At 45.8% G+C, this 12,586-nt stretch carries 7 protein-coding genes; all 7 read left to right on the plus strand.

Annotation, left to right across the window (positions count from 1 at the left end):
• Positions 1–500: 500 nt before the first annotated feature.
• The 7 genes from MSVAZ_RS05330 (at position 501) to ilvN (ending at position 12,521) form a co-directional block, all read left to right on the plus strand.
• On the plus strand, positions 501–2,897 hold the full coding sequence (locus MSVAZ_RS05330; RefSeq protein ID WP_048118967.1) for a type I restriction-modification system subunit M: 2,397 nt from the start codon (positions 501–503) through the stop codon (positions 2,895–2,897).
• Positions 2,894–4,198 (plus strand): restriction endonuclease subunit S, encoded by a 1,305-nt coding sequence (locus MSVAZ_RS18725; RefSeq protein WP_052727889.1) that lies wholly within the window; start codon positions 2,894–2,896, stop codon positions 4,196–4,198. Before MSVAZ_RS05330 ends, MSVAZ_RS18725 begins: the two co-directional genes overlap by 4 nt.
• Positions 4,195–7,335, plus strand: a complete 3,141-nt coding sequence (locus tag MSVAZ_RS05340; protein WP_048118970.1) for a type I restriction endonuclease subunit R — start codon at positions 4,195–4,197, stop codon at positions 7,333–7,335. Before MSVAZ_RS18725 ends, MSVAZ_RS05340 begins: the two co-directional genes overlap by 4 nt.
• Entirely contained in the window at positions 7,335–8,051 is a 717-nt protein-coding gene (locus MSVAZ_RS05345; RefSeq protein ID WP_048118974.1) for a M48 family metallopeptidase, read from the plus strand. Before MSVAZ_RS05340 ends, MSVAZ_RS05345 begins: the two co-directional genes overlap by 1 nt.
• 443 nt (positions 8,052–8,494) lie before the next feature.
• Positions 8,495–9,982 carry a (R)-citramalate synthase gene (locus tag MSVAZ_RS05350; protein WP_084626075.1) on the plus strand — a complete coding sequence of 496 codons (1,488 nt, stop codon included), beginning with the start codon at positions 8,495–8,497 and terminating at the stop codon, positions 9,980–9,982.
• A gap of 287 nt (positions 9,983–10,269) precedes the next feature.
• Positions 10,270–12,036 (plus strand): acetolactate synthase large subunit, encoded by a 1,767-nt coding sequence (locus MSVAZ_RS05355; protein WP_048118980.1) that lies wholly within the window; start codon positions 10,270–10,272, stop codon positions 12,034–12,036.
• Positions 12,036–12,521 carry an acetolactate synthase small subunit gene (gene ilvN, locus MSVAZ_RS05360; protein ID WP_048118983.1) on the plus strand — a complete coding sequence of 162 codons (486 nt, stop codon included), beginning with the start codon at positions 12,036–12,038 and terminating at the stop codon, positions 12,519–12,521. The genes MSVAZ_RS05355 and ilvN overlap by 1 nt, the downstream gene beginning before the upstream one ends.
• The last annotated feature ends 65 nt before the right edge of the window (positions 12,522–12,586 follow it).

The raw sequence follows: 12,586 nt of genomic DNA on the forward strand, positions 1-12,586 counted from the left end.
TCCGTTTTTTTTCTGCATATAATCTGTGTTTGTCGGTGGCTCAGTCACCGGTATGAATATTTATTGTTTCAGCTTTCAAGGGGTGACTCGCTTAAGAGTGGAGCCTTAAAATGAAACGAAAAAAGTTAAAACTGTAATTAAACATATTTCATTAAATAATTCTAAAACGGTGCTATTAAGGGCTAAATAAAATTCTTATTGTGAAACTCCAGGCAAGCTACAGAGAACAGACTTCATATATCATTTAGATACAGAGAACAGACTTCATGTATCATTTAGATACAGAGAACAGACTTCATACAGCATTTAGATGCAGAGAACAGACTTCTCATATAACATTTTATATGTTCATCAATACCGGCAAAAAGGGAAAAGCTCTTGATCCTCGATAACAACCATACATAATTAAGCTAGTACAATTCCTGCATGTTCACATTTAACGATCCAATCAAGCGAATACGATTCCAGGTAATAATTGAATAATTCAAGGTTTGCGTAACATGGCTCTTAAAAAATCCGAACTTTACTCTTCTCTCTGGTCCAGTTGTGACGAACTGCGTGGCGGAATGGATGCCAGCCAGTACAAGGACTATGTACTCGTTCTGTTATTTATCAAATATGTCAGCGATAAATACGCCGGTGTGCCTTTTGCCCCTATCATCATCCCTGAAGGTGCAAGTTTCAAGGATATGGTCGCACTCAAAGGCAAACCAGATATCGGCGATCAGATCAACAAGAAAATAATTGGTCCACTGGTCAATGAAAACAAGCTGTCTGATATGCCGGACTTCAACGACGCTACCAAGCTCGGCAGCGGTAAAGAACAGGTGGACAGGCTTACCAATCTCATTTCCATTTTTGAGAATCCTGCCCTTGATTTTTCGAAGAACCGTGCAGACGGTGACGATATCTTAGGCGACGCTTATGAATATCTGATGCGTCACTTCGCAACGGAAAGCGGCAAAAGTAAAGGGCAATTCTACACTCCGGCCGAAGTCAGCAGGGTTATAGCAAAGATACTCGGTATCCGCCAGGCCAATACGACAAGTTCGACCACGGCTTATGATCCTACATGTGGTTCAGGTTCGTTGCTTTTGAAGGTCGCAGATGAAGCAAAAACCAAGATAACCCTGTACGGTCAGGAAAAAGACGCAGCTACGTCAGGTCTTGCTCGCATGAACATGATCCTGCATGAGAATCCTGAGGCACTTATTGTGCAGGGCAACACCCTGACAAATCCCAGGTTCAAGGACGGCGAAACACTCAAGACTTTTGATTATGTTGTCGCCAATCCGCCTTTTAGTGACAAACGCTGGAGCACTGGCCTTGATCCAATGAAAGATCCCCATGAGCGTTTCAAGCCTTTTGGGGTTCCGCCTTCCAAGCAGGGAGATTACGCTTATCTGTTACATATCGTTCGTTCGCTAAAGATCACAGGAAAAGGAGCCTGCATCCTGCCGCACGGCGTGTTATTCCGTGGTAATTCCGAGGCCGATATCCGCCGTGCCCTCATACGCAGGGGTTACATTAAGGGAATTATCGGTCTTCCAGCCAACCTTTTCTACGGCACCGGCATCCCGGCCTGTATCGTTGTTATCGACAAGGAGGACGCACAAAACCGCAAAGATATCTTTATGATTGATGCCAGTGCGGGTTTCATGAAGGATGGTCCCAAGAACCGTCTCCAAGCTCAGGATATCCGCAAGATTGTGGATGTTTTCAATAAGAAAGCTGAGGTCCCGAAATATTCGCGGATGGTCAGTTTTGAAGAGATCGAGAAGAATGAGTTCAACCTCAACCTTCCGCGCTATATCGACAGCCAGCAGGCTGAGGACTTGCAGGATATTGAGGGACATTTGCATGGAGGCATTCCTTCTGCTGATGTGGATGCTCTCCAGCGGTACTGGGATGTCTGTCCACAGCTTCGGCAAGCCCTGTTCAAGGAGAATCGACCTGGATATCTGGGCCTTGCTGTGGACAAGGCAGATATCAAATCCACAATCTACGAGCATCCTGAGTTTGTTGCTTTCACAGCCGGTATGAATGCACATTTCACTGCCTGGCGCACTAAGAGTTCTGCTATGCTCCGGCAGTTGCAGGCAGGCTGCCATCCAAAGGAAATTATAGCCACGCTGGCAGAAGACCTGCTCGCTCACTATGAAGGTAAGCCTCTCATCGATAAGTACGATATTTATCAACACCTGATGGATTACTGGGAGGAAACGATGCAGGACGACTGCTATCTCATAGCTGACGAGGGATGGAAGGCTGAGACTTCTCGCATTATCGAGAAAGATAAGAAGGGAAGAGATAAAGACAAGGGCTGGACCTGCGACCTTGTGCCAAAGCCGTTTATTGTGTCCCGTTACTTCGCCAAAGAGCAGGAAGCTATCGATAAACTCGCTTCTGAGCTGGAAAGCATCACTGCCAGCATTACAGAGCTGGAAGAGGAACAGGGCGGCGAAGAAGGCGCATTCTCCGAACTTGATAAGGTTAATAAGGCCAATGTCGCTGCACGCCTGAAGGATGTAAAAGGCGATACGGAAGCAAAGGACGAAGTTGCTGTTCTAAACGACTGGCTGAAACTCGCCAATAAAGAAGCAGACCTGAAAAAACGTCTTAAGGAAGCCGAGTCCCTACTTGATTCAAAAGCCTGTCATTACTACCCCAGGCTGATCGAGGATGATGTCAAAACGCTGGTTGTGGAAGACAAATGGCTCTCTTCACTTGATATGGCTATCCACGGCGAGATGGACCGGATCAGCCAGTCCCTTACTCAGCGTGTGAAGGAGCTTGCCGAACGCTATGAAACTCCTATGCCGCAGATGACCGACCGCGTTGCTGAGCTGGAGGGAAAAGTTAACCGGCATCTGGAGAGGATGGGGTTCAAATTATGAGCGCGGAATGCAGTGCCGAGAACATCCCTTCCGGCTACAAAAAGACAGAGATAGGGGTGATTCCAGAAGATTGGGATGTTGTCACTACCTTAGATGCATGCTCTAAAATCCAAGATGGAACTCATTTTTCTCCACAGATCTCTGGAAATGACTATCTCTACATTACCTCTAAAAATATTCGATTCGGTTATTTTGACATATCTACTGCCTCTAGAATTGACACAGCCCAGCATCAAGTGATTTACAGGCGTTGTGATGTAAAAAAAGGTGATCTTCTTCTTACAAAGGACGGCGCAAGTACAGGAAACGCCGCACTTAATACGCTTGATGAGGAGTTCAGCCTACTTTCAAGCGTCGCTTTTTTGAGATTCCATCAGAGTAAATACTGTGCAGCTTATTTCCTCCAGCAGATTCTAACCTCTTCTGGACAACACCAGATTCAAGATGCTATGGCAGGTAATGCGATTACCCGTTTAACTCTTGAAAAAGTCAAAAAACTTCGCTTTCCTGTGCCACCTACTCTCGCCGAACAAGAAGCCATCGCCGAAGCTCTCTCCGATACGGATGCCCTTATCGAATCCCTTGAGCAGCTCATCGCCAAGAAACGCCAGATCAAACAGGGCGCCATGCAGGAGTTGCTGACTGGTAAGAGAAGGCTGCCGGGGTTTAGTGGGGAGTGGAAAGTGAAGTTGCTTGATGACCTATTCGACTTCAGTGGTGGACTGTCAGCTTCTCGTGATCAGCTTTCCATGGAAGGATATTGCTATCTGCATTACGGAGACATTCACACATCGAAAAAAAACTTTATTGATGTTAGATCTGAACAACAGGACATACCAAAACTCAATATCTCTTTGAAAAAAGTGGCCTCTCCATCATTGCTTAATGATGGAGACGTTGTCTTTGTAGATGCTTCCGAAGACGACGAAGGCACGAGCAGACATATTGTAGTTTTCAATAAAGATAAAATCCCTTTCATTTCAGGCCTGCACACTATCGTTGCAAAGAGCAAGAAAAACGAATTGGATAAACAGTACCTACGGTACTGTTTTCAAACTGATGACGTAAAAAAACAGTTTTATTTCTTTGCTGTTGGAACCAAGGTTTCTGGGATTAGCAAGACGAACATCGTGAAAATCACGCTTCCGGTTCCTTCACTATCCGAACAAGCCGCCATCGCAGCTATCCTCTCTGACATGGACTCAGAAATTACCGCGCTGGAAGAAAAGCTTGCTAAGGCTCGCCAGATCAAGCAGGGTATGATGCAGGAACTGCTTACAGGGAGGATTAGATTAGTATGAACATTGGAAAACCCGAAAGAGCCACCCAGGACCGAATAATCTCTCTTTTTCATGATGAGCTTGGCTATCGCTACGTAGGCAACTGGATTGACCGGGACGGTAACAGCAACATCGAGGAAGGACTACTCAATGCCTACCTGACAAAAAGCAGCTACACCCCCACCCAGATAGGCGTTGCTCTCTACAAGCTGGACATTGAAGCAAACAACCACAACCGAAGCCTCTACGGCAACAACAAAGCTGTCTATAGTCTGTTACGTTATGGCATTCCTGTGAAAACTGAGGCTGGAAAGGTCACTGATAACGTCTACCTTATAAACTGGCAGGAGCCGGAGAAGAACGATTTTGCCATTGCCGAGGAAGTAACACTCAGAGGAAACCGCGAGCGTAGGCCTGACATCGTGCTCTATGTAAACGGCATTGCAATCGGCGTGCTGGAACTGAAAAACAGCCGTGTGACAATCGGTGATGGAATCCGCCAGAGCTTATCCAACCAGAGCCCAGAGTTCAACGAATGGTTCTTCAGCACTGTCCAGTTCATCTTTGCAGGCAACGATTCCGAGGGCTTAAAATATGGCGCTATCGGCACGCCTGAAAAGTACTTCCTTGAATGGAAAGAAGACGAAAAGGATAACAGCCGTTTCAAGCTCGATAAATACCTGCTCAAGATGTGTAATAAGGACCGACTTATAGAGCTGATGCATGACTTCGTGCTCTTTGATGGCGGCGTCAAGAAACTACCACGGGTTCACCAGTATTTTGCTGTCAAAGCAGCACAGAAACATGTTATGCAGCGCAGGGGAGGTATTATCTGGCATACACAGGGCAGTGGCAAAAGTATTGTCATGGTGCTGCTTGCCAAATGGATACTCGAAAACAATCCCAATGCCCGCGTGGTGGTAGTCACAGACCGCGACGAGCTGGACAAACAGATCAAAAGAATCTTCAATGATGCAGGGGAAGATATCGAACGTACCACCAGCGGTCGCGAACTGATAAGCATGCTCGGCCAGGCCAAACCACGTCTGCTCTGCTCCCTTATCCATAAATTCGGCCGTAAAGGTGTTGACGATTTCGATGCGTTTATCAGAGATCTGGAATCCCAGCCAGGTAAAGCCGTAGGCGATATTTTTGTCTTTGTGGACGAATGCCACCGCACCCAGAGCGGCAAATTGCACCGGGCTATGAAGGCGATCATGCCAAATGCTGTCTTTATCGGTTTCACAGGTACACCACTGCTCAAGAAGGATAAACAGACCAGCCTGGAAGTTTTCGGCGGCTACATCCATACCTACAAGTTTTGTGAAGCGGTAGAAGACAAAGTAGTGCTCGATCTAGTTTATGAATCACGCGACATCGATCAGCGCCTTGGCTCCGAGACAAAAATAGATGCATGGTTTGAGGCAAAAACCAGAGGACTTAACGACTGGCAGAAAGACGAACTCAAAAAGCATTGGGGCACCATGCAGAAAGTGCTCAGTTCACGCTCTCGCATGGATCAGGTGGTAACTGACATTATTTTTGATTTTGGCGTAAAAAAGCCTCGCCTGACCAGCGAACGCGGAAATGCTATTCTGGTAGCTTCAAGCATCTATGAAGCTTGCAAGTACTTCACCCTCTTCCAGAAGACACTTTTCAAAGGCAAATGTGCCGTGGTAACCTCCTACAATCCGCAGGCTCAGGACGTAACAAAAGAAGATACAGGCGCAAATACCGAAACAGAAAAAGAGTTCATCTACAACACCTACACCGAGCTGCTCAAAGATATAGAAACCAGGCCAGGCATGACAAAAACCGAGACCTATGAAGAGAAAGCAAAGGATCTGTTCACTAAAGAACCGGCGAACATGAAATTGCTTATCGTTGTGGATAAACTTCTCACAGGCTTTGATGCACCTCCCTGTACCTATCTCTACATAGACAAGTCAATGAAAGATCACGGCCTGTTTCAGGCAATCTGTCGCACTAACCGGCTGGACGGAGACGACAAAGAGTTCGGTTATATTGTGGATTACAAAGACCTTTTCAAGAATCTGGTAAACGATAAAGGGACCGGAGCACTTCAGGTTTATTCCTCCGAGCTTGACTACAGCGCTGGCGGCGCTAGTCCGGAAGTGTTGATGCAGGACCGCCGGAAAAAAGGTAGGGGGCGCCTTGACAATGCTTTAGAGGCATTGGCTATACTCTGCGAGCCTGTTGAACCGCCGAAAGGAGAACTGGAGCACATTCACTACTTCTGTGGAAATACGGAAATCCCAACTGACCTCCAGGAACGCGAAACTCAACGTGCTGCTCTCTACAAAGCTACTGCTTCACTCGTTCGTTCCTATGCAAACATTTCCGACGAACTGGAAGCTGCAGGATATAGTAGCTCAGATATTTCTCGCATTAAACAGCTACTGGAATATTACCGGAATATCCGTGAGATCATCCGCAGGGCTAGCGGTGAAAGTCTTGATCTGAAAGCTTATGAAGCAGATATGCGCCATCTTATCGACACTTACATCGAGGCAGCCGAGCCCAGAAAGGTTTCATCCTTTGAAGATATGCCTCTTCTGGACTTGATCGTAAAAACGGGAATTGACAAAGCCATTGCAACTCAGCTTGATAGACTGAAGGGCAACAAAAACGCTGTTGCTGAGACTATCGAGAACAATGTCCGCAGCAAAATTATCAAGGAACAACTGAACGACCCGGCATATTACGAGAAGATGTCTGCCCTGCTGGAAGAAATTATAGCAGCCAGGAAGGCAAAAGCCATTGAATATGAGGAATACTTAAAACGGATTGCGGATCTGGTAAAGCAGGTGGAGGCAGGACATGAGGACGATATCGTCGATGTACTGAAGAAAAGCCCTGCTTTAAGAGCACTCTACAACAACCTGAAAGACTGCGGGAAAAAGTTAGAGGGCCAGATAAAAGAAAACGACGAATACGGCGAATATATATTACCCAGCGATCCGACTCTTGACCTGGCACTGAGACTCGATGAAACAATAAAAAGGGTAAGGTCCGATGACTGGCGTGGTGTTGAACCACGTGAAAGGACTATAAAGCACGCCTTGTACGAGGTCCTGCATGACGAAGCAGAGGTTAACCGTATCTTCTTTATCATCAAGGCACAAAAGGAATACTGATGAATACCCAGATCGAACTTGGTGATATCACAGTAGACGTAGTTTTCAAGGATATCAAGAACATTCATCTGAGCGTGTATCCTCCAGCCGGTAGGGTAAAAATCTCTGCTCCTTTGCGAATGAATATTGATACAATTCGTGTTTTCGCCATTTCCAAATTAGGCTGGATCAAAAAGAAGCAGAAAAAATTCAGGGAACAGGAGCGTGAAACTCCCCGTGAGTACCTGGATCTTGAAAGCCATTACGTGTGGGGAAGACGCTATTTGCTTAAAGTTATCGAAGTTGATGAAGCACCTTCTGTCGAATTGAAACATAATAAGATGATATTGCGAGTGCGACCTGGAGCAGATGACAAAAAGAAGCAATCTGTTATTGATGCATGGTATCGTGAACAACTCAAGAAAGCTGTGCCACCGGTAATTGCCATGTGGGAACCATTACTGGGAGTGAAGGTAGAGCGGTTCTTTGTGCAAAGGATGAAAACAAAATGGGGAAGCTGCAACCACAAAGCACGTAATATTAGACTCAACACTGAACTTGCCAAGAAGCCAAAAGAATGTCTTGAATATACCATTGTACATGAAATGGCACATCTGCTGGAGCCAACACATAATTCTCGCTTTATAACGCTAATGGACCAGTTCATGCCAAAATGGCAGTTCTGCAAGGATAAACTGAACCAGTTACCGGTCAGCCATGAGGAATGGGCTTATTGATACAATTCCTTTGTACCCAATTACCAGTTTCTATGTATCCTTTTCAAATTTAATTCCTTATGACTTCTTTAAAGTCACATTCAAGTTGGTTCAATGACTTGCTTGCTTCATTTTTGTAAAATAAGGGCATTCTACAAGCCCTTCATTAATCAGTTATGTAAACTGTTCTGAGCCGTGAAAGGAATCTACCTCGTTTTTGTTAACTGTAAACTAAAAATACTATGGTATACCTATTGAGGAAAAGTTTCAGAGAGCCACAGCGTAAACCAGGAAATCTTCCTGAAAAAGCCGGGTTCCTGAGAAAAAATATATGTAACATTTGTATTAATACATTGGAGCTTACAAAATAGGACATAATATTATAAAATGACAAGTATTATATAGATATTATTTTCCTGTTTTGCCGAAAGAATCTATCTCAATAAAACAAAGACTGAGGGATTATATTATTCGAAAATGTCCGCTTTCTGGATACTACTTTGAGAGACGGTGAACAAACACCTGGCGTTGCCCTTACAAAGGACAAGAAGCTTTTAATCGCCCGAGCGCTTGATGAGATGGGAGTCTCGATAATTGAGGCCGGTTCTGCCATCACTTCCAAGGGTGAAAGAGAGTCTATCAAGGCTGTTGCAAATGCAGGGCTTAAAGCTGAAATTTGCAGCTACTGCAGGATTGTAAAGTCCGATGTTGACCATGCTCTGGAATGCGATGTTGACTCTATCCATCTTGTAGCACCTGTTTCGGACCTTCATATAAGGACGAAAATCAAAAAGGACCGGGATGCAGTACGGCAGATCGCAGCTGAAGTAACGGAATATGCCAAGGACCACGGCCTGATTGTGGAATTGAGCGGGGAAGATGCCTCGCGTGCAGACCCTGAGTTTCTAAAGGCCATCTATGCCGACGGAATAGCTGCAGGCGCTGACAGGTTATGCTTCTGCGATACTGTAGGTCTTCTGGTACCTGAAAGGACAACCAAAATTTTCCGGGACCTGACTTCCTCGCTGAAAGCACCTATCAGCATTCACTGCCACAACGATTTCGGTTTTGCAACTGCGAACACGGTTGCTGCCCTGGCTGCAGGGGCAAAACAGGCCCACGTAACTGTTAACGGGTTAGGAGAAAGAGCTGGAAACGCATCCCTTGAAGAAGTAGTAACGAGCCTGGAATGGCTCTACAAGTACAATACAGGTATCAAGCATGAGATGATCTACCGGACTTCAAGGCTTGTAAGCCGGCTTACAGGAATTCCCGTATCACCAAATAAGGCTCTTGTAGGTGGAAACGCATTCACTCACGAAGCAGGTATTCATGTCCACGGTCTTCTTGCCGATAAGGCGACCTATGAGCCGATGAGTCCGGGATATATCGGAAGGCAGCGTCAGATCGTACTTGGAAAACATGCAGGACGCAGCTCGATTACTCTTGCCTTAAAGGAAATGGGGCTTGTAGCTGATGAGGCCCAGACCGAAGAAATTTTCAACCGGGTCAAGCAGATGGGTGACCAGGGAAAACACGTAACTGATGCTGACCTGCACACTATTGCAGAAACCGTACTTGATATTTATAAGGAACCACTGGTAAAACTGGAAGAGTTTACCATTGTGTCCGGAAACCGTGTGACTCCAACGGCATCGATAAAACTTAACGTAAAAGATAAAGCTATAGTACAGGCAGGAATCGGGAACGGGCCTGTAGATGCTGTAATCAACGCAATCCGGAGAGCTGTAAGTTCCTGTGCGGAAGATATTATCCTTGAAGAGTATCATGTAGACTCGATCACTGGTGGAACCGACGCCCTTGTTGAAGTAAGGGTGAAACTTTCCAAAGATGGAAAGGAAGTTACTGCAAGCGGAGCCAGGACGGACATAATTATGGCCTCCGTAGAAGCTGTAATGAACGGCATGAACCGCCTTATCCGGGCCGAGTGATTTCAGAAAATGAATTATAAAAATTTTTCAGGAGGGCTGTTCTGTCCTCTCCTCTTTTTCCTGCTGGAAAAATTCTTGAAATCACGCACCGCTGATATTTCTGGATCAGGAAAAACCTTATCCATTATATAACATGATCGATTATGATATATTTACAAAATTAATAACTAGAAAATGTGAGTGTGAGAGATAAATATTTTTAATGAACACACCCTTACTGGAAATGTACTCATCTCCAGGTGAGTGCCCAGTTAAATCACCGTTAAGAAATAAAAAGGAGTTAAATAATGACAACCGGGTCAACAGAAAAAGTTAATGGCGCAAGGGCTCTGATCAAGTGCCTGGAAAAAGAAGGTGTTGACACCATCTTCGGATATCCAGGAGGGCAGATCATTCCCTTCTATAACGAAATTTATGATTCGAATCTGCGCCATATACTTGTGCGTCACGAACAGGCAGCAGTTCATGCTGCGGACGGGTACGCCCGTGCGACTGGAAAGACCGGGGTCTGTGTATCCACTTCAGGTCCCGGAGCAACCAACCTGGTAACAGGGATTGCTACTGCATATATGGACTCAGTACCTATTGTAGCCTTAACCGGCCAGGTTCCAACGTTCCTGATAGGTAACGATGCTTTCCAGGAAGCCGACATTAAGGGAATTACCCAGCCCATTACCAAGCACAACTACTTAGTACAGGATGTAAACGAACTCCCGAGAATCGTAAAAGAAGCCTTCCATATTGCTTCTACCGGAAGGCCTGGCCCGGTATTAATTGACCTTCCAAAAGATGTACAGAACGCGGAGATCGACTTTTACTATCCTGACAAAGTAGAGCTTAGAGGATATAAGCCAACTTACAAAGGCAACACCCAGCAGATCAAACGAGCCGCCGAGGAAATTGCAAATTCCTGCATGCCTATTATATACGCAGGTGGCGGTGTGATAAGTTCTAATGCTAGCGCCGAGCTTGTAGAGCTGGCTGAGACAATTAACGCTCCGGTTACGACTACTCTTTTGGGAATCGGTGCAATTCCTACCGAACACCCTCTGCATGTTGGGATGCTTGGAATGCACGGGACCAAATATGCGAATTATGCAATTCAGGAATCCGATCTCATTATTGCCGTGGGCGCAAGGTTCGATGACCGCGTGACCGGAAAACTTGAATCCTTTGCACCCAACGCAAGGGTTATCCACATCGATGTCGACCCTGCAGAGATCTCAAAGAACGTAAAGGTCCAGATCCCAATCGTCGGAGACGCAAAACAGGTACTCAAGTCCCTTAATAAATATATCAAGCGCTGCAACTCCGAAGCATGGATTGAAAAGATAAAACAGTGGAAGAAGGAATATCCACTTACCTATAACCAGATGTCACCTGATGTTATAATGCCCCAGTTTGTCATCGAGCAAATCTCTGAGGCTTGCAAGGATGCAATTATAGTTACTGAGGTCGGACAGCACCAGATGTGGGCTGCTCAGTTCTTCAAGTATAAAAAACCCCGAACCTTCATTACATCAGGCGGTCTTGGCACGATGGGCTACGGTTTCCCTGCAGCCATAGGAGCAAAGGTTGGCAAGCCGGATAAAACAGTTATTAACATTGCAGGCGATGGCTCTTTCCAGATGAACTCTCAGGAGCTTGCAACTGTAGTCCAGAACGACATTCCTGTTGTTTCCGTGATCCTCAATAATGGTTATCTGGGCATGGTCAGGCAGTGGCAGGAGCTGTTCTATGACAAACGGTATTCTCACACATTTATTAAGGGCAGTGTCGATTTCGTCAAACTTGCCGAGGCCTATGGGGCTCTTGGACTGCGTGCGGAAAGGCCGTCCGAAGTAAGACCTGCAATCGAAGAAGCTGTTAACTCAGGTAGGCCTGCTGTTGTTGATGTGATTGTTGAGTGCGAGGCAAACGTTTATCCTATGGTGCCGGCAGGGGCTGCAATTAATGAAATCCTTGATGTGGAAGAACATGCAGACACTCCCTGCGCCATGCCAAATTTGCGTAAGGCAAAAACTGATAGAGTTCTCGACCTGGAGGAGCAGTAATGAAACATACACTGGCAGTCCTTGTGGAAAATAGGTCAGGAGTCCTCTCAAGGGTGGCTTCGCTCTTCTCAAGGCGCGGATACAATATCGAGAGCCTGGCTGTTGGAGTCACTGAAGACCCAAAAACCTCCAGAATGACTATAGTAGTTGATGGAGATGACCATGTTCTCGAACAGGTTACTAAACAGCTTAACAAGCTCGTTGATGTGATCAAAGTTTCTGATATCGGGGGAGACGAAGCCGTAGAAAGGGAACTAGCTCTTATTAAAGTTGCAGCTGACGTGAGTGCGAGAACCGAAATTATCCAGATTGCGGATATTTTCAGGGCAAGGATAGTGGACGTAGCTCCTAAATCCATAACTGTCGAAGTAACTGGAGACGAAGCCAAAATCCAGGCAATCGAAAAACTCCTCAGGCAGTTTGGGATTAAGGAAATGGCCAGGACAGGTAAGATTGCTCTGGTCCGCGGCCCAAAGAAGGTTTAAATAATAAGGGCAGGTAAAGAAAGGTAGCTGCTTAATTATTTTTACAGATTGGGGCAGCCGGGGGC

It is taken from the genome of Methanosarcina vacuolata Z-761 (assembly GCF_000969905.1).
In the GTDB taxonomy this organism is placed as follows: domain Archaea; phylum Halobacteriota; class Methanosarcinia; order Methanosarcinales; family Methanosarcinaceae; genus Methanosarcina; species Methanosarcina vacuolata.

Bases quoted from the DNA above. Each gene is read 5' to 3' on its own strand.
- MSVAZ_RS18725 (WP_052727889.1), top strand. From the start codon at position 2,894: ATGAGCGCGGAATGCAGTGCCGAGAACATCCCTTCCGGCTACAAAAAG.
- ilvN (WP_048118983.1), top strand. From the start codon at position 12,036: ATGAAACATACACTGGCAGTCCTTGTGGAAAATAGGTCAGGAGTCCTC.
- MSVAZ_RS05355 (WP_048118980.1), top strand. From the start codon at position 10,270: ATGACAACCGGGTCAACAGAAAAAGTTAATGGCGCAAGGGCTCTGATC.
- MSVAZ_RS05340 (WP_048118970.1), top strand. From the start codon at position 4,195: ATGAACATTGGAAAACCCGAAAGAGCCACCCAGGACCGAATAATCTCT.
- MSVAZ_RS05330 (WP_048118967.1), top strand. From the start codon at position 501: ATGGCTCTTAAAAAATCCGAACTTTACTCTTCTCTCTGGTCCAGTTGT.
- MSVAZ_RS05345 (WP_048118974.1), top strand. From the start codon at position 7,335: ATGAATACCCAGATCGAACTTGGTGATATCACAGTAGACGTAGTTTTC.